Origin of the sequence: Pseudorhizobium tarimense (assembly GCF_022968135.1) — a bacterium.
Lineage (GTDB): Bacteria > Pseudomonadota > Alphaproteobacteria > Rhizobiales > Rhizobiaceae > Neorhizobium > Neorhizobium tarimense.
On record NZ_JALJRA010000001.1, the window covers coordinates 422,336 to 438,928 of the forward strand.

Annotated in this window: 18 protein-coding genes and 3 pseudogenes; 16 read left to right on the top strand and 5 right to left on the bottom strand. The window is 57.3% G+C overall.

The window, feature by feature from the left end; all coding sequences use genetic code 11:
• Positions 1-700: 700 nt before the first annotated feature.
• From MUU54_RS02125 to MUU54_RS24755, 3 genes are all read left to right on the top strand, one after another.
• Entirely contained in the window at positions 701-1,828 is a 1,128-nt protein-coding gene (locus tag MUU54_RS02125) for a hypothetical protein (RefSeq protein ID WP_312038791.1), read from the top strand.
• 132 nt (positions 1,829-1,960) lie between these two features.
• Positions 1,961-2,557, top strand: coding sequence for a diacylglycerol kinase family protein (locus tag MUU54_RS02130; protein ID WP_312038792.1), 597 nt, complete (start codon positions 1,961-1,963; stop codon positions 2,555-2,557).
• Positions 2,558-2,563: 6 nt separating this feature from the next.
• Positions 2,564-2,833, top strand: a complete 270-nt coding sequence (locus MUU54_RS24755; protein WP_312038793.1) for a hypothetical protein — start codon at positions 2,564-2,566, stop codon at positions 2,831-2,833.
• Between the two features lie 618 nt (positions 2,834-3,451).
• On the opposite strand, the gene MUU54_RS02135 is transcribed toward MUU54_RS24755, so the two are convergent.
• Positions 3,452-3,634, bottom strand: a complete 183-nt coding sequence (locus tag MUU54_RS02135) for a hypothetical protein (protein ID WP_247242362.1) — start codon at positions 3,632-3,634, stop codon at positions 3,452-3,454.
• On the opposite strand from MUU54_RS02135, the pseudogene MUU54_RS02140 reads away from it, so the two are divergent.
• The 7 genes and pseudogenes from MUU54_RS02140 to tnpC all read left to right on the top strand — a co-directional run bounded on the left by MUU54_RS02140 (position 3,628) and on the right by tnpC (position 7,996).
• A pseudogene (locus MUU54_RS02140) lies at positions 3,628-3,882 on the top strand (DUF1488 family protein). The gene MUU54_RS02135 and the pseudogene MUU54_RS02140 sit on opposite strands and share 7 nt — an antisense overlap.
• 29 nt (positions 3,883-3,911) lie before the next feature.
• Complete coding sequence (locus MUU54_RS02145; RefSeq protein WP_247242363.1) at positions 3,912-4,475, top strand: hypothetical protein; 564 nt, start codon at positions 3,912-3,914, stop codon at positions 4,473-4,475.
• Between the two features lie 51 nt (positions 4,476-4,526).
• On the top strand, positions 4,527-4,814 hold the full coding sequence (locus tag MUU54_RS02150; protein WP_247242364.1) for a hypothetical protein: 288 nt from the start codon (positions 4,527-4,529) through the stop codon (positions 4,812-4,814).
• 209 nt (positions 4,815-5,023) lie between these two features.
• Positions 5,024-5,350 (top strand): hypothetical protein, encoded by a 327-nt coding sequence (locus MUU54_RS02155; RefSeq protein ID WP_247242365.1) that lies wholly within the window; start codon positions 5,024-5,026, stop codon positions 5,348-5,350.
• Between the two features lie 289 nt (positions 5,351-5,639).
• Positions 5,640-5,990 (top strand): transposase, encoded by a 351-nt coding sequence (locus MUU54_RS24485; RefSeq protein WP_281433169.1) that lies wholly within the window; start codon positions 5,640-5,642, stop codon positions 5,988-5,990.
• Positions 5,987-6,331, top strand: coding sequence for an IS66 family insertion sequence element accessory protein TnpB (gene tnpB, locus MUU54_RS02165; RefSeq protein ID WP_247242366.1), 345 nt, complete (start codon positions 5,987-5,989; stop codon positions 6,329-6,331). The genes MUU54_RS24485 and tnpB overlap by 4 nt, the downstream gene beginning before the upstream one ends.
• Before the next feature lie 73 nt (positions 6,332-6,404).
• Positions 6,405-7,996, top strand: a pseudogene (gene tnpC / locus MUU54_RS02170) (IS66 family transposase).
• Between the two features lie 136 nt (positions 7,997-8,132).
• Here the strand turns inward: tnpC and MUU54_RS02175 are convergent.
• Entirely contained in the window at positions 8,133-9,317 is a 1,185-nt protein-coding gene (locus tag MUU54_RS02175) for a histidine kinase dimerization/phosphoacceptor domain -containing protein (RefSeq protein ID WP_247242367.1), read from the bottom strand.
• 91 nt (positions 9,318-9,408) lie between these two features.
• Positions 9,409-10,449, bottom strand: coding sequence for a fatty acid desaturase (locus MUU54_RS02180; protein WP_247242368.1), 1,041 nt, complete (start codon positions 10,447-10,449; stop codon positions 9,409-9,411).
• 262 nt (positions 10,450-10,711) lie between these two features.
• On the opposite strand from MUU54_RS02180, the gene MUU54_RS24915 reads away from it, so the two are divergent.
• From MUU54_RS24915 to MUU54_RS02195, 4 genes and pseudogenes are all read left to right on the top strand, one after another.
• The gene (locus MUU54_RS24915; RefSeq protein ID WP_354532013.1) at positions 10,712-10,825 is read left to right on the top strand and encodes a hypothetical protein; all 114 of its coding nucleotides are present in this window, start codon (positions 10,712-10,714) and stop codon (positions 10,823-10,825) included.
• Positions 10,826-11,544: 719 nt separating this feature from the next.
• Positions 11,545-12,247 (top strand): annotated as a pseudogene (locus MUU54_RS02185) (IS701 family transposase); the annotation flags it as partial.
• A 300-nt stretch (positions 12,248-12,547) separates the two neighbouring features.
• The gene (locus MUU54_RS02190) at positions 12,548-13,255 is read left to right on the top strand and encodes a Crp/Fnr family transcriptional regulator (protein ID WP_247242369.1); all 708 of its coding nucleotides are present in this window, start codon (positions 12,548-12,550) and stop codon (positions 13,253-13,255) included.
• Between the two features lie 349 nt (positions 13,256-13,604).
• A complete protein-coding gene (locus tag MUU54_RS02195) occupies positions 13,605-13,754 on the top strand; it encodes a hypothetical protein (RefSeq protein ID WP_247242370.1) in 150 nt (49 codons plus the stop codon).
• Between the two features lie 562 nt (positions 13,755-14,316).
• Here the strand turns inward: MUU54_RS02195 and MUU54_RS02200 are convergent.
• Positions 14,317-15,354 carry a fatty acid desaturase gene (locus tag MUU54_RS02200; RefSeq protein ID WP_247242371.1) on the bottom strand — a complete coding sequence of 346 codons (1,038 nt, stop codon included), beginning with the start codon at positions 15,352-15,354 and terminating at the stop codon, positions 14,317-14,319.
• Between the two features lie 9 nt (positions 15,355-15,363).
• A complete protein-coding gene (locus MUU54_RS02205) occupies positions 15,364-15,504 on the bottom strand; it encodes a hypothetical protein (protein WP_247242372.1) in 141 nt (46 codons plus the stop codon).
• Between the two features lie 454 nt (positions 15,505-15,958).
• On the opposite strand from MUU54_RS02205, the gene MUU54_RS02210 reads away from it, so the two are divergent.
• Both MUU54_RS02210 and MUU54_RS02215 read left to right on the top strand, forming a co-directional pair.
• The gene (locus MUU54_RS02210) at positions 15,959-16,156 is read left to right on the top strand and encodes a hypothetical protein (RefSeq protein WP_247242373.1); all 198 of its coding nucleotides are present in this window, start codon (positions 15,959-15,961) and stop codon (positions 16,154-16,156) included.
• A gap of 87 nt (positions 16,157-16,243) precedes the next feature.
• Positions 16,244-16,453 carry a cold-shock protein gene (locus MUU54_RS02215; protein ID WP_247242374.1) on the top strand — a complete coding sequence of 70 codons (210 nt, stop codon included), beginning with the start codon at positions 16,244-16,246 and terminating at the stop codon, positions 16,451-16,453.
• Positions 16,454-16,593: the final 140 nt, after the last annotated feature.

Genomic DNA, 16,593 nt, shown 5'->3' on the forward strand with positions numbered 1-16,593 from the left:
GGCGTCGCGTGCAATAACTAAGGGATCTGGTTGCTATATCCATGTCGGCAAGGACAAAGTGGCAGAGCGCCGCCAGCCGCGCCATCGCGCCTCTGCTGTTCAGCGTGGGGAAGGATCCCGCGTTGGGAGAGACCTGGCATGAGAGGCCGCTTCGCTAGGATAGGAGAAGTCGGCAATCTGACGGGCGCCGTCGTACACCTCAAATGCGGGACCCTCTACCTCAATGATCTTGTATCCGTTCACATATTCAATCTTCGGCGTCTTCCAACCCATGTTGCTCTCCTGTTTGAGACCGATTCAATCTGGACCGGCACGAGTTGGACAGCCTGGATTATCCGCTCCGGTGCCTCCACTTGCTAGGCGCAGCGTGTCACATCGTGCTGCGCACTCTCCGTTACAAGTGCAGCGCGCATATCTTACACAGACGTTCACCAGAAGTAGTGGACGCAGTAGATAAAGGCGATGGTTGGAGAACGGGGCCTCACTTTGCCACCGGAGTGCGGATCAAGCTGCTGCACAAGCAGCGTAGTGGGCAAATGGGTTGATATCGGAGCTGTGGCCAGAGCTGCATAGTTCATTGTCGCCACATTGCGCAGCTACGACCGGCACGACCTGATCATAGGTTTGGTCAGCAACCGGCCGCGGACGGGTGCATGAGCAGGATCATGGATTCCTCGCCGTTTTTAAATGGGGACTTTCAATGCGGCTCAAGCAGGCGCGCGACGCGCGTTGCGCCGACTCTTCAACCCCCCTGAAGACACGAGTTGTTCTGCATTTTCCAGGTTTTGAGCCGCTGGATTCCCGTGATCACCACGCAAGGTACAAGCGATCCGCCGCGCAGAGTGGCCGGACCTGGGGGCTTGACGTGGCTGTAGGAGAGTTTGTTCAAGATCGCCCCTCCGCCTGTTTCGATGTCTCCTGCCAGGACGGACTGCATGTAACCAAAAGCCGCATCTATATCCTCGACCACTTCTCGTTGGTGGCAGCCCCTACCGAAAAGTCCATCTGGAAACAGACCCTTTCCGGATACATCAGTGCGGCACGTGTTGTCTGGGAAGGGGGGATGGTAAGCTATCTCCGCCATGCTTGGCGGTTCGGCCTGTTCTTTCTCTTCCCTTTTCTGCTCATGACGAGCGTCGTGGCCGTGTGTGCTCTTACAGCATTGTTGCCTGCCTTGCTGTATTCGGAGCCTCTGAACTACCTCTGGAGCCTCCCGTGTGCGCTGGCTCTGCTGAAGTTCGTCCTTCCTCCTCTACTAGAGAAGTTTCACACGCTGCACTTGTTCGCCGACTGGACGTTGGCGATCGCCATCGCTCGCCTCGGCAATCGGGAGGTGAATTCCTGGATGGTGACCTGCCGAGCGAACGCACGCGAAGCGTTGAAGGAAGCCGCCGACGAATACGTGATAAGCTCGCATAGCATGGGATCGGCCATAGCCGCTTACGTGATAGGAACACTGCTTTACGAGGATCCAGACCTGTTCAGAGGAAAGCGCGTTGTCTTTGTCACACTCGGAGGCGCGATCCTTCAATGCTCACTTATGAAATCCGCAACTACGCTGAGAACCTGCGTCGGGCGGATCGCCCGTGCCGAGGATGTGTTCTGGCTGGAGATCCAGTGTTTGACGGACAGCATCATTTCTACAAGAGCCGGGTCGTCAGTCTCGCTGGGCATCCCGATGCCAAACAAGCCTCTATCGAATTCATTCGCGTCAAGAGGCTTGTCTCGGTCGAGCGTTATCGCCGGATCAAGCGAGACTTTCTCAGAGTTCATCGGCAGTATGTGCTCGGCTCCAACAGAAGATCCAACTTCGACTTCACGGTCATGACCGCCGGACCGCTTCCAGCCCGCCTCAGTGGCCGATATCCGCCCAGCAACGGTTGCTGCCGAAAGCAACTCGTCCCGCGCACATTTCGAACCTGCCACATTCGAAGAGCGGCATTCAGGGGAGAGCATGCGAATGATCAACAAGCCAGCGTTGTTGCTCGTCAACCCGAACTCCAGAAGTGGAAGGACTGCGCTTCCACAGGTGCGGCGCCTCCTCAATGAAGCCAACATCAGCTACCTGGAGCTGCCGCCAAACAGCAATGAGAAGCCAAGAGATGCCATTCTCAGGCGTGCAGCAGACATCGGGCGTGTGATTGTCGGCGGAGGCGACGGTAGCTTGAACGCTGCAGCATCTGGTTTACTGGCAACAAATCTGCCTCTTGGGGTGCTGCCGCTTGGCACCGGCGACGATTTCGCCCGTACCGTCGGCTTGCCGCTAGATTTGGCAGAGGCAATCAACGTCATCGCATCGGGTAAGACGTCGCCAGTGGACCTCGGTATGGCCAATGACCATCCGTTCTTCAACGTGGCGAGCATGGGGTTCAGCGCTGACCTTGCCGCCTCGCTTACGGAAAAAGCCAGAAAGCGTTGGGGGAAACTTGGCTATGCGATTGCCGCCGCAAGACTGCTCGCAGACTCCCGCCTGTTCACCGCCACACTCGAACATGACGGTCGCATCGAGAGGTTCCGCACCTTTCAAATTGCAGTTGGTAACGGACGTTTCTATTGAGGTGGTATGACGGTGCACGCCGACGCGACAGCGATAGATGGCTTGCTCGACTTTTACAGCCTGGAGGTGGACCATTGGTGGAAGTTGCTCGCCCTGCTTCCAAGCCTCAAGAGAGGGACCCAAGGCGGCTGGAATGACGTGTGCTCGTTTTCGACAAAAGATCTAACGATTAGAATGCAAAAATCAAAAGCGGTGAACCTGGACGGTGAACTCAAGATCCAGACGCCAGTGCGGTTCACGACCCGCGAGCAAGCCGTATCGGTGTACATTCCTTAGTATGAGGATGCGCTCAATGGGGCAAAGGCAATGAGCCTGACACGCCGCCTTGTAACTCGTACATTCGTGGCCATATCTAGGAGACGTTGCAGCCTCTCTGGCTACCTGATCCTCCCGGCACAGCCGGTTGCTTGGCTAACCTCGATCTTTGTGAACGTTAGGAATCCCGCCGTCGGCTGGAGTGCGGCAAGGCACATGGTCTTGCCGCAATCTGAGGATGTCAAAAATGATCAGAAGTAACTATCACTCCATCGAGCACCTGTTCAACCGACCCATTGCTGAAGAGGGTTCTGATGCGGCCAAGCTTCAAGACATAAGAGGAAGGCTTGCTCTCCGCGATCGAGAGGCACACTTAGATGAGCGGCAAGCTCGGCTAAGGAAACGCCAAAAGAACCTTTCTCTCGCCGTCTTTACGCAATGACCGGCCCCTCCCAGTTGGTATCGTCGGCCAAACCAGTGCCCGTCCCGTTCAGCAGCAAGTCCCGGTTCAATTACAACGAGGGGGCGGGCTTCTATCCGTGCCGGAGCAGGCAACGAGCAAGCGGCCACCGTTACCGGCGCTTTGAGATCGCTGCCGAAGCTCTGCGTTTTGCCATCGAGGAATTCCCGAGCTCCTTGCTACGCGGTTGAGTGTTGGAAGTAGATGAAGCGCAGTTCGACGGCGCTCAGATGCAGGCACTCTATGACGGTGATGCCTACCCACTGACGCGGCGCACCTGAGTCGTCCACGAGGATGGCAGCCTCGCACACGGGATCATTCTGGATTGCCGTCAGACTCAGAACTGGAACATCCAATGTCACTAGCATTTCCAAACCCGAGCAGAAGCTTCGATGACGCCAGGGACTTGATCCGCTTCACCGGCTATGACGGCATGTTCGAAGTCAAGTTTTTCGTGGACGCTGCCGCTCTTTCAGCCACCAGACTGTCAGAACAAGATTATCTGCGTGCCTTTGATGATGCTCGGTCCAAAATACAGTAGATTGCACTGAAGCTCTACAATCCGAAACACGGCATGGCCTACACCCTTAGAACTGCCGATTTACGCTAGCCTGAGTGGCACTGTTCGAGGAGCTAATCATGAACTTAAAGACAAGCGCCAGGCGGGTCGCCTTCCAGAACGCCTTCATGTTGCCAGGAATGGATAAGGCACATGCCCCTGGCGAATTCGATGTTCATGTCGTCGAGGAGCCGCTCAATGTGATGTGGGAAGGCTACCACCGAAAATCAACGCTCATGGTGACCTCACGGAAGCCATTGCGGTTACCGAAGCCGCCCTCGATGAGGCTTTGGCTAACGATAGCCAACCTGCCCAGCGCCCTGCCTCCTCAACATGACGGTAGCACTCGATCTGGCCAGCTTCCACAACCAATGGGAACAAACCACATGAACAACCTACAACAGTTTTCTTCCAGCTCGAATGGGGATCGGTGGTTCCTGCTCACCGAGGAGGTTACTCAACAAGCTTTCGTTCTTCATAAAGCAAACGAGCCTTCGGGTGGCCACCAGACACAAATGCCCGTTGCCGACTTTCTCAACCAGAAACCGTTCGGCCCGGAAAGAGAGGCTCTCATCAACATCCTCGGTGTGGGTGACGACACCGCAGACGCCGCGCAGGATAGTTACACCTCGTCGTCCCTATAACCTTTCAAATAGGCTGCCTTGGCCAATGCCATGGCGTCGCTGGAGGACAACATGCGCATAACCAAAACCATACTCTATGACGGCATCGGCCACGTCGGCGTCTTCTTTGAAGGGCTGCCAGAAGCGACGCTTCTTGGAGCCTACAGCACACCCCCTCAAAGCTCCTACCACGCAGATGAAGTTGAAGCCTTTGTTGCTTTCGACGTCCTCGGCACTGACGCCGCTGTCTTAGAGCTAGCCGTTATCACCGGCCATCCGGAAGACGGCGTCCGTCAGGCGATTGGGCAATACAGAGAAGAACTTCGCAGGAAAACGGACGACTACTCGGTTCCTAATTAGCGATACCCATAACAGCAGAAGAAGTAACACGTAGCGGCAAGGATGCGCATAAGAACCGAAAGAAGCTCATCGAAGACGCCGAGGCGACCTTGGAGAGTTCCAGGCCAAACGGCGAAGTTGTGAAGGCTTTCGCGGCGGCGAAAAGTCCGCCTGCGCGACCCGCGCCTATCAAAGAGCTGAAGCCATGCGCGCTTTTGAGGAGCACCAAAATGACCAATCATCATGCCGACGGCGCCATCGTATCCGAAATAGAGACAGTGCGCCTTGCCCTGCCAACCTGGGTCATAAGCACTGTTGAACTTGTTGAACTGGCTGAGAATGCCGAACGGGCCGCAAGGGATGTCAATCCTGAAACAGCGGATCGTTCGCGTAAGCTTATTGTTGAAGTAGCCGAATGGCAGCAGAGACTGCACGACTGGCAAAGCCAAGATCTAAGCCCCCGCCTACTTGCCGAGCTCAGAATTCTAAAGGCGACGCTGGACGCTGCAATGGATGAGGCCAACGCTGCTGCAGCTAAGCTGAGGCTATTTGATTGACAGCGGCTTCGCTAAGCTTGTCCTGGAACCCAAAGGCTAGCTCATCGAGGGCCGACTTCTTGGCGCGCTTGCCCGAGAGCCGTCTGTAGAACAAGGCCATCAAGCTCGCAGGAGTATTACTCGGATTCGCTGCGGTTCTTCCTCATCGGGACCAGCCTCCAGCTCAAGGGTAAGCGGCAAGGAGACCCCATCTGGCGCTGCTGCTGCTGGGCAGGGTATTTCGGACATACGACTTCTCTGAAGGTGAGGATCTATGTCTAGACCTGCGGCTAGCCTTGGATTGATGCGGATGATCGAGGCGGTGCCCGATCGTCTTGACGGCTCGCCGCGACAGTTGCGGCGTTTCTGGTCTGACGAGTTCAAGGCGACAGCGGTCGAGCAAGCCTGTCAGCCCGGCGTGAACGTCTCAGCAGTGGCGCGTGAGATTGGGATCCTTCCGTCTCAGCTCTATCGCTGGCGCAGAGAACTCCTGGGAAGTAATGAGCCTGGGCAAGCAGCAGCGACAGTGGATCCGCAGAGCGTTGTATCCGACCGCGACCCCATCGTTGAGATTATGATTGGCAATATCGTCGTGCGGGCGGGACGGCATGTCGACGAAGCGCATCTGCAGCGCGTGATCCGGGCGGTGCGTTCGGTATGATCCCCGCAGGTGTAAAGATATTCCTCGCCAGCCATCCCGTCGACTTCCGCAAAGGGCCGGACGGCTTGCTGTCGCTGGTGCGGGACGCCGGCAGTGACCCGTTCAACGGCTCGCTTTATGTCTTCCGGGCGAAACGGGCAGATAGGGTCAAGATCGTCTGGTGGGATGGTTCAGGGGTCTGCCTCTACTCCAAGCGACTGGAGAAGGCGCAGTTCTGCTGGCCGCGGATCGGCTACAACCGGGTGCAGCTCAATCATGCCCAGCTCATGGCGCTCGTCGACGGCATGGATTGGAAACGGGTCCGCTCTGTGGCGGTGAAGCCGCCGGAGATTGTTGGGTAAAGGCCTGCGGCGAAGTGAATCAACCAGCTGAAAGGGCAGGAAAACCGAAGCAAAATATGCTCTGGTAGGCCTCATGACGCCGCCCGATTTGCAGCTCCCGGATGATGTAGAGACCCTGAAAGCCATGGTCCTTGCCATGGCCGACAAGGCGGTGCGGGCTGATGCTCTGGAGAGCGAGGTTGCCGATCTCAAGGCGAGAAACGCCGATGCTGATGAACGCATCGAACGACTGACCCAGATCCTGAAAGCCTTCGATCGCGCCCGCTTTGGCCGGCGATCGGAAAAGCGCGCATCTCCAACGATTGACGATGAGCAGCAGGCCTTTGTCTTCGAAGAGATCGAGACCGGCATCGCTGCGATCCGAGCCCAGGTGAACAAGGGTGCCGCCCATCCCGATGGCAAACGTCCGCCTCGGCCGCGCAAGGGCTTTGCACCTCATCTGGAACGGGTCGAAGTAGTGATCGAGCCAGATGAACTGCCCGAACACGTCGGCAAGCAGAAGGTGCTGATCGGAGAAGACGTCTCGGAGCGACTGGACGTCGTGCCGGCGAAGTTCCGCGTCATCGTCACCCGCCGGCCGAAGTATGCCTTCAAAAACGAAGACGGTGTCATTCAGGCTCTCGCGCCCGCGCACATCATCGAGGGCGGCATTCCGACGGAAGCACTTCTGGCTCAGATCGCGGTCTCGAAGTATGCCGACGGTCTGCCGCTCTATAGGCAGGAGGCGATCTATGCTCGAGACAAGGTCGAGCTCGATCGCAAGTTGATGGCCCAATGGATGGGCAAGCTCGGCTTCGAACTCGATATCCTGGCCGACTACATCCTTGCCGAGATCAAGAAGGCTGAGCGGATCTTCGCTGACGAGACGACGTTGCCAACGCTCGCACCGGGATCCGGATCAGCAAAGACAGCCTGGCTATGGGCCTATGCCAGAGATGATAGACCCTTTGGCGGCAGTGGTCCGCCGATGGTCGCCTATCGCTTCGAAGATAGCCGCGCTGGCGATCGTGTCGCCCGGCACCTGAGTGGCTATCGCGGTATTCTCCAAGTTGACGGGTATGGTGCCTACAACAAGCTTGCACGATCTGACGGCGGCAATGACGGTGTGATACTAGCCGGCTGCTGGTCCCACAGCAGGCGCAAGTTCTACGAGCTCCACGCCTCCGAAAGCTCAAGGTCGCCACCGAGACGGTGGAGCTGATGGCAAAGCTCTGGCAGGTCGAAGAGACGGTGCGTGGGCAAAGCCCTGACGCTCGTGTCGCGGCGCGCCAGGAGACATCTAACGCTGTTGTCACTGAGCTCTTCGCCCTTTGGCGGAGGAGCTTGCCGAGGATCTCTGGCAAATCGAAGCTCGCAGAGGCGATCCGCTATGCCACCTCACGTCGCTCTATCTTCGAACGCTTCCTGACCGACGGCCGCATCGAGCTCGATTCCAATATCGTCGAGCGCGCCATCCGGCCACAGGCAATCACGCGAAAGAACTCACTCTCTGCTGGCAGTGACGGCGGTGGCAGGACCTGGGCGACAATCGCCACGCTCCTTCAAACAGCGAAGATGAACAGCGTTGATCCCCAGGCCTGGCTCATCCAGACTCTCGAGCGCATAGCCAACGGCTGGCCCAGCAGCGAAATCGACGCACTCATGCCGTGGAACTACGCAGCCTGAACGGCCTCGGCTTGTCGCTTACGCTCAAGGCCGGCAGATCAGTGATAAATCTCGTTCATTTCTGCGGCGAGCTTGAGCATCAGTTCCGTGGCGGCTTTTTGGTTGCAGGGCGAATTGATTAGGAAGTCGCAGCAGCCTACCCAGCTTCTGGCTCCCGGCCGCCAGGAGGCGGGAATCGTGAAGCGTCAGAAAAGGCGATCGTCACAGTCACACCAGCGTCGCCTTGTATTTCCAGCTCACCGCCAATCTGTTTCACCAAGGAACGAATGAGCCCGTACCCCAGCGATCCTTCTCGGAAATTCGTCATCCCGATTCCGTTGTCACGGACGACGATCTCGACCCGTCCCGGCCCGCTTCGCTTTGCCTGGACCACGATCGTTCCGGAACGATCACCGGGGAAGGCGTACTTAACAGCATTGGTGATGAGCTCGGCCAGCACGATGCCGAGCGGGAAGGCTACGTCGGCATCTATTAGAACATCTTCCTCCGTACGCGCTCTCAGTGAGATCCGCTCGTCCCCGGCTGTGAGGGATTTGAGCGCCTCGCAAAGCTCCGAAACATAAGTCGCTACATCGACGCGCTGCCCCTGTTCCGAACGGCTTAGCATGTCGTGAACTCGTGCCATCGCGCTTAGCCGGTCAGCAGACTCGACAAAGAGAGCCCTCATCTGCGGGTCCGCCTGACGTCGCCCCTGCAGTTGCAGCAGTGATGCTCCAACCGACAAGCTGTTCTTGGCCCGGTGGTTAACCTCAACAAGAAGCATTTCGCGTTCCGCGTCTGCCCTCTTAAGTGAAGCGTTCGCTGCCTCCAGGGTACGGGTGCGCTCCTCCACTCGTTGTTCTAGTTCTGCATTGAGCGCGCGCAGTGCCTCCTCGGCTTCATAACGGCGGCTTATGTCGAGATAGGACATGAAGTGATTGGTGACACGCCCCTGGCCGTCGTCCAACGGTGTTGCAAACAGCATGCTCTGGAAGGTCGAGCCATCCTTGCGGTACTGCAGGATTTCCAGCGTCACGTCACGCCCCTCCTTCATGGCTGCCTCATACTCGGCGATCGCTCCGGGATCGGTCTGTGGTCCATTCATGAAGTGAGGGTGCTGACCGAGCAGTTCGTCGGGGCTGTACCCTGAAAGATGTACGAATGCCGGGTTCACGAAGGTGATCGGGTTGCCCGGGAGCGTGGCGTCAGTGACGATCATCGGCATCCGCGTCACGCGAACCGCCTCAACGAACACCCCGCCCTGCCCTCTCACGCTTTCAAGCTTTTGTTCGGAGGCAGTGCGCGCGGGCGTGCTCTCCATTCCTTCTTGAAACTCGTTCATATATTCACCTCCAGCCAGGGGCGTCAGTTGAAGACGTTCATTTGTCATTAAGCAAACCATCCTCGACGAGCGAGGCTGATCTCGCAAAGGGTTAAGGATTGGATGACGGAAGCGTCTTTGCCTCCTGGAGGGAAATCAGCCGCTGCGAGGCCTCGTCCCAAAGGATGAGTTTGACGCAGGCAAAGCTCTCACGCAGGCTGATGCGGCCAAGTTCCGCTAGCTCGGGATGGTCCCTTAGAACTTCCGGCAGTCGGTAAAACGGCACCTTGCTCGAAAGGTGGTGCACATGATGCATCCCAATATTGCCAGTGATCCATCTTAGCGGCCTTGGTAGATCATAGTGTGATGCGCCATGCATGGCAGCATGCGGGAACGACCACTCTGGCGGCTTCGACCAATGGGTGTCTTCAAACTGGTGCTGGACATAGAACAACCACACACCAGCCGATCCCGCGAGCAGGACAATCGGCAAGTGAACAAGAAGAAAGGGCACCAAGCCAATTGCCCAAATCAACAGGGCGGCCAGTACAGCTACAGCGATGTTTGTCGCCATTGTCGAGAGCCAGGGCAGGACGCCCGATCGCATCATCCCAAAGGGGAGGCGTTGCTTGAACAAGAAAAGGAAAGCAGGACCGATGCCGAACATAACCATGGGATGCCGGTATAGACGATAGCCTAGTTTCCCTCGGGGAGTGAGGGCATGATATTCCTCCACAGTCAGTGTCGTGATGTCGCCAACGCCTCGTTCGTCGAGATTTCCAGCAGAGGCGTGGTGCTCAGCATGTGCCCGGCGCCAATAGTCGTATGGAGTAAGCGTCAAGACGCCGATCGCACGTCCCGTCCAGTCGTCCCAGCGACGTCTCCCAAAGAATGAGCCATGCCCACAATCATGCTGCAACATGAAAAGGCGCAACAGGAACCCGGCCGCGGGAATAACGAGGATCACCCCGATCCAATATCCGAGATGGATGGCCAGCCACGCTGCTACCCAAAGGAGCACGAACGGAACGAGCGTTATCGCGAGCTCGTAGAAGCTTCGGCTTAGGGTGGGCTGACGATATCCCGATAGGATCTTGAGCCATGCCTTTTCCGAGAAACCGCCAGGAGAGGCAGCCGAATTAATTGCAGTCATAGCTGATCAGTGTCTTTCTGTTTAGCAGCACTTGGAGAAGATGTTCGGAATGCTGGAAGTGGTTCTCTGCGCCTGATCACTTGCTGATCCGGTGAACCTGAGTGCTGCTTTCAGCGTTCCAGCAGCGCCGGTGAACGGCAAGGCTTGGTATGAGTAACACGGTATTGTGTCTACTTCACGTCCGAGAGCGACCCAAGACCTGAGAACGACAGTCGTGACCCATAGTCCCGATGTCGCAACCGCGCTTCTTGATCATTCGGGAGTGGATGTGGAGCTAATCGGCGGTCGCATTTACAAACACTCGAACGTCTCTGTCGGCACAGTCGCCATCGAAGCAATCTTCGAACCCGCACGGATCTGTACTTCATGGACGTGACCGGTATGCATGCAGAGCACGGTCTGACGACTGGAGACCGCGAGGAGGCGGCGGTGAAGCGGGCGATGCCGGCAGGCTGTGGAGACTGTCGTGGTTGGCTCTAGGGAAAAGCTCGGTGCCGTGTTCACATACAGCGTTGTCGGCTCGATGACGTCAATGGGCTTGTCGTGAGCAGGAAGTGCCCAGAGGATCTGCTGAGCCCTCTTCGCGAAGCCGGCATGCAGATCATCGACACATCGTCGTGATCTGATGGGGAGGCGCAGCCTTGGTAGCGCTCAAGAACGCGGATCCGAGGGAAGCATGATTGTGAGCAGAGAGACTGCAGAGCACTACACTTGGGAGACGAGTGCTCGCTTTACGGCCGACCTATGCAAACTTGAGGTCGAAAGCGGAAATAATTGCCGCTCTGCCACCCTGTTGACTGATGCGCAGAGCCAGGGCACAAAGATGCCATCCACGGTCGCTCGCGGCGGGAAATATAGGGAATACAAAGGAAATTTCTAACCCTTTGAAATCATGTTAGAATCCAGGCTCCCCAGCCACCCCTTTATCTTCATTTATTTTCAGTGGCTTACTGGGTCTAATGAAATGGCAACCGGAACAGTTTTCCGTGTCATTTTTCGAATCATTGGTGGGCAGTCCTAAAGTAAGCCTCGCCTAGCACTACTTTGGCATATTTTTGACTTGCGATGGTTTTCGATTCCCAAGACGGGTTTTCGATGATTCATAGGAGGTCGGCTTTTGGAGGGCCGGCCATGGACAGGAACTGGCATGCTGACTTGGAGCGCTGGCTCACGCCGTTTTCCACGGCGCTGCAGCACAAGACGCGAGCACGGATGTGCCCAGCCTACATCGCGGGGCTGATCGGACCGGCCGATCGCAACAGCATCCAGCCGATGGCGGCGCGTGACGGCGACGTGAGCTACGTCATAGGCAGCGGCGTTTGGGATGTGGCCCCGCTGGAAGCAGCGCTTCTCGTCGAAGCGGACAAACTGGTCGGCGACCAAAGTGCCTGGTTGATCATCGATGATACCGCATTGCCGAAGAAGGGGCGTCACTCGGTTGGTGTTGCGCCACAATACGCTTCCGCGCTCGGGAAGACTGCCGACTGCCAGTCTCTGATCTCGGTGTCGCTGGCATCGCGCGAGGTGCCGGTGATGGTGGGTCTGCGGTTGTTTCTGCCAGAGACCTGGACGGACGATCCCGAACGCATGGTGCGGGCGCGTGCCGAAGGATCGACAGGTCGCTTTGACAAAGCCGGAGATCGCCCTCGAGGAGATCGATCGGGTTATCGCCTCTGGCACGCGCTTCGGCTGCTTGCTTGCCGATTGAGGATATGGATCAAGCGGGCCGTTCCGTCAGGCTTTGAGCGAGCGTGGCCTCAAGTGGGCGGTGGGGCTGTCGCGCCGCCAAAACGTCTACACGACCGACCCTGCGATGCCCGCACTGCGAAATGCTTCTCGCAGAAGCAGTCAAACCTAAAGTGCCAAAGTAGCGCTAGTCTCCCTTGACCCATCACCCGCACCTGGTTCCCCCTCTGCAACGGCCAGCGCCGGGCGATCCAGGCGCTGATCGTCAAAATGAGGGTCAATATTGTGCACGCCGAAACACAACTTAGGCGCATGCATGTAATTCTACTGCTACGGTGGCGACATCGTTCGCAGACGATTAGGGCGCGAACGGCTGAGAGATAGCAACTCTTGCCCCAAGACAAGAGGGGCTATGATGCAGCTCTCCTCATATAAGAACAAATTGCTGGCTCGCATTCCCGTCGCTGAACTCGCTGCCGTCGAGCCGCTCCTCGAAGCTGTCGACCTGCCCAAGGGCTTCACTATTGCTCTGCCTAAAGCCGCAATCGAGCACATTTACTTTCTGGAGCAGGGTCTGGGCTCTATCGTGTCAGTCTCGCCGGAAGGACAGAAAGCCGAAGCGGGAATGTTCGGCTACGAGGGGTTCTCTCCTACGCCGCCAGCGATTGGTTCATCGGTGAGCTTCCATGAAGTAATGATGCAGGCAGCAGGCAATGGCTACCGGATTAGGCTCGAGGAATTCTTGGCTCTGATGCCGAACTGCCAGGCGTTCTGGGACCTCCTGCACCGGTATGCTCACAACTTGGCGACACAGGTGTCGTACACCGCACTGACCAATGCGATTCACCAGATCGACGAACGTCTCGGACGTTGGCTGCTGATGTGCCACGACCGGTTGCGGCAGGACCAATTCCTGATCACGCACGAGTACATGGCGCTGATGCTTGCCGTCCGTCGCCCGAGCGTCACCACCTCATTGCACGTGCTGGAGGGCAACCAGTTCATCCGCTCCGAGCGGGGCCGCGTCACCATCAGGAATCGGAAGGCTCTCGAAGAGTTCGCCCAAGATTCCTACGGCAGGCCCGAGGCAGAATACGCGCTCCTCTTCCCGACGCAATAGGAAGACAGGCTTCGACCGATACGGCAGCCATCTTATATCGTATCCTGATCCCTTAGCTTTTCTAAACCCCGTGGTGTCTTCGACACCGCGTGGAGGGGACCGGAAGGTGCCCCTATACGCAAGCGTACATGACGACCATGTGACATGACAAAGGCCGGATTGATTATTAGCTGTGTCCTACGTCGTCCTCTGGTCTGGCGCTGGCGACAGAGTTAAGCAGCTCTTGCCCGAGATGGGGCATGAGCATGGCTCGGTACTTCTTCAACATATGTAATGGCACGCAATCCCGCGACGGGGTGGGATCGGATTGCATCGATGCCGCTGCGGTTCGGCCCAAGCCGTCGAGACGATGGAAGAACTCTTTGGTGGCAAGCTGTCGAAGGGTGGGGACGCTTCTTCGAAGTCGATCAATGTGACCGATATCGATGGGAAGACTGTGATATTCGTCACTGCTGCAGCCTCTGTGAAGACGGTCAAAGGCTCGTCCCTTACGCCTTAGGGAGCATCGTGGCCAGCAGTGTCAATGCCGCGTGAAATTTTCCGCTAATGGGGAGTATCGCTCCGGTACTGACAAGCAGCATCCCTTACGAGCGCCACATGCGCATCATCTATGACGTTCTCACCAAGAGCCTCCTGGTCTCATTCCGGCACACAACGAAATTACCGGGGCCTTTGCCCGACAAAGCCGTCGAAGCTGCGGAAGATTACTGTAGGCACTGAGGCTGGGGCGGATAGAGCCAGTGGAGGGTAAGCTGCCGTTCCTTCAGCTAAGGAGGTAACTTCCATTCATCCAATGTCCGCTGTGGCGCGATCGTGTCGAGAACAGCCGGCCCTAAGGACACAGCACGGCAGACGCTTGCATTGTCAAAACGACGAACCCCGACGCGCATTTGAGTGCTGGAACCAAGGTCGTCATAGGTGCCTTACACCACCAACTGGTGTCGACGATGGACCCGGTTATGCGGACTGGATGCTTGCCGTATCGGAACCGCAAGATTCGTGGCGGAACGGGCGAAGGCTCGATAAATCGACGGCAGCAATCACGTGGCTCTAGACGCCTCTCAGGGTCGGCGTTCGTGAACATCTCGGAAACGAACTAGCCTTGCACGTTCCTCGTCCCAAAGAACCAGGCTCACACAGCCTATGCTATCCCTAAGGCTCACGCGCCCAATGGCGGCAAGTTCCGGATGTTGTTGTAGGACTTCGGGCAACCTGTAGAAGGGAATGCGGCTCGATAAGTGGTGCACGTGGTGAATCCCGATGTTGCCTGTAAGCCATCTCAAGACCAGCGGCAGATCATAATGGGAAGCGCCGTGAAGGGCTGCGCCGGGGAAATGCCATTTGTCATCCTTGGCCCAGTGCGTCTCCTCAAACTGATGCTGGACGTAAAACAGCCAGACGCCTGCCGCCCCTGCCAGCAGCACGATTGGGAAGTGGGTTGCCAGGAGCGGCCCGATTCCGACGACCCATGCCGATATGCTGACAAGAAGAGCGACGGCGAGATTGGTCGCCATAGTCGAGACCCAAGGCAGTGCGCCAGACCGCATCATCCCGAATGGTAGTCGTTGTTTCAAGAGGAAGACCCAGATTGGCCCGATCCCGAACAGCACCAGTGGGTGCCGGTAAAGTCGGTAGAGTAGCCGTCGTACCCGCGAGAGGGCAAGATATTCAGCTACCGTAAGAGTGGTGATGTCGCCGATGCCGCGTTCGTCCAGGTTCCCAGCCGAGGCGTGGTGGACGGCGTGGGCACGACGCCAGTAATCGTAGGGCGTGAGGGTGAGGACGCCGAGAATGCGCCCCGTCCAGTCGTCCAAGCGCCGACGACCAAAGAAGGACCCGTGGCCACAATCGTGCTGGATCGTGAACAGCCGCAACAGGAAGGCTGCTGCGGCCGGAACCACCACAATGAGCCCTATCCAGATCTCGTGGGTAATGCAGAGGTAAGCAAGCCCCCACAACATGGCGAAAGGGAGGGCTGTGACTAGGAGTTCGAAGGTGCTGCGGCGGACTTGAGGCTGCCGATATCGAGACAGCGTCTTCATCCAGGCGGAGGCATCGAGGCCGGACGACCTCGACGGTTGACGGACGGCAATATTCATCAGCGGCAGTTATTTCTGCTTCTTGCCGAGGCTTAGCGCGCCGCTGGCACCCTTGACCTGACCGCCAAAAGTCGGGGATGGTGCCGCCGGGCCTTTTTCCTTCTTCGGCTTGCGAACCTCGCGGTTGCTTCTCAGTTGGCCCTTTGCCATGGTCGTTCCTTCTGTTGTATCTATGGGGTAGCCACAGCCCATGCCTGCAGATCGACGGTTCGCCTCCGTAGGCACGCCGTCTACAGTCGGATCAAATTTGGCAATTTGTCGTTCCCGCTACACCGCTACCCAGAGAGGACGCGTCGCGCAGTCCCACAAAGAACGGTGGGGGCTGAAACAACATCTGAGGCTGCAAACGCATCATCCTGCACCGCATGGCCAACTTTGCAGGGGCGACTTCAGAGGAAAGGGCTGACAGGATGTTCTCGCGATAGCCAAAGTCGCTAACGCTGACGAGGTTTCGATCTAGTCGGAGGTCGGAAGACATGTCGTCCTCCTTTCATTGGGGCCAGGGAATAAGGCCCTGAAGCGGCAGCGCCCGTACAATGGCTACCGAAGACCTGACAGTATACCCGGCAGGGGTCAGGCGCAATCAAATAAGAGCATCACCCAGTTGGTCGCCAAGAAGATCGACGGGTTTATCCCGCCTGGTCTTCTTCCTATGGCCGCTGGCCCTGAGCTAGCTCCTCAGGTCACAAGCGGATTAATTCATGAACTTCTGGTTGACTTTCCGACCGAACCCACTATTTTTGGTTTATCGATCTTTTTGTTGCTGAGCTTTGGTTATTGCGCGATTGGCACCGCGCCCTGAACGAACCTTTCTTTGAAAATATCGCTATCGCCATCCATTACGTCATCGACGTCGTGGTTGATCACTAATGCTACGAAAGGGTTCATCATGACCACTGGCACAGTTAAATGGTTTAATTCCACCAAGGGCTTCGGCTTCATCCAGCCCGACAATGGCGGCGCTGATGCGTTCGTTCATATCTCGGCCGTCGAGCGTGCAGGCATGCGCGACATCGTCGAAGGCCAGAAGCTCAGCTACGAGATGGAGCGCGACAACAAGTCGGGCAAGATGTCGGCCTGCAACCTGCAGGCTGCCTGATCATCGGTATCTGCTCTCCTTTGACCACGGATGTACTGGCACTGTTGAGGGCATGAATCGACCAAAAGCCGGCTTGCGCCGACTTCAGACTGCTGACAAACCCCTGGCCTGTGCTGGGGGTTTGCGATTCATTGGGACAT

Coding starts and splice junctions, on each gene's coding strand:
- MUU54_RS02155 (WP_247242365.1), top strand. CDS start 5,024: ATGACCAATCATCATGCCGACGGCGCCATCGTATCCGAAATAGAGACA.
- MUU54_RS24485 (WP_281433169.1), top strand. CDS start 5,640: ATGATCGAGGCGGTGCCCGATCGTCTTGACGGCTCGCCGCGACAGTTG.
- MUU54_RS24755 (WP_312038793.1), top strand. CDS start 2,564: ATGACGGTGCACGCCGACGCGACAGCGATAGATGGCTTGCTCGACTTT.
- MUU54_RS02205 (WP_247242372.1), bottom strand. CDS start 15,504: ATGGCAAAGGGCCAACTGAGAAGCAACCGCGAGGTTCGCAAGCCGAAG.
- tnpB (WP_247242366.1), top strand. CDS start 5,987: ATGATCCCCGCAGGTGTAAAGATATTCCTCGCCAGCCATCCCGTCGAC.
- MUU54_RS02150 (WP_247242364.1), top strand. CDS start 4,527: ATGCGCATAACCAAAACCATACTCTATGACGGCATCGGCCACGTCGGC.
- MUU54_RS02190 (WP_247242369.1), top strand. CDS start 12,548: ATGATGCAGCTCTCCTCATATAAGAACAAATTGCTGGCTCGCATTCCC.
- MUU54_RS02200 (WP_247242371.1), bottom strand. CDS start 15,354: ATGAATATTGCCGTCCGTCAACCGTCGAGGTCGTCCGGCCTCGATGCC.
- MUU54_RS02130 (WP_312038792.1), top strand. CDS start 1,961: ATGATCAACAAGCCAGCGTTGTTGCTCGTCAACCCGAACTCCAGAAGT.
- MUU54_RS02195 (WP_247242370.1), top strand. CDS start 13,605: ATGGAAGAACTCTTTGGTGGCAAGCTGTCGAAGGGTGGGGACGCTTCT.
- MUU54_RS02215 (WP_247242374.1), top strand. CDS start 16,244: ATGACCACTGGCACAGTTAAATGGTTTAATTCCACCAAGGGCTTCGGC.
- MUU54_RS02125 (WP_312038791.1), top strand. CDS start 701: ATGCGGCTCAAGCAGGCGCGCGACGCGCGTTGCGCCGACTCTTCAACC.
- MUU54_RS02180 (WP_247242368.1), bottom strand. CDS start 10,449: ATGACTGCAATTAATTCGGCTGCCTCTCCTGGCGGTTTCTCGGAAAAG.
- MUU54_RS02145 (WP_247242363.1), top strand. CDS start 3,912: ATGAACTTAAAGACAAGCGCCAGGCGGGTCGCCTTCCAGAACGCCTTC.
- MUU54_RS02175 (WP_247242367.1), bottom strand. CDS start 9,317: ATGAACGAGTTTCAAGAAGGAATGGAGAGCACGCCCGCGCGCACTGCC.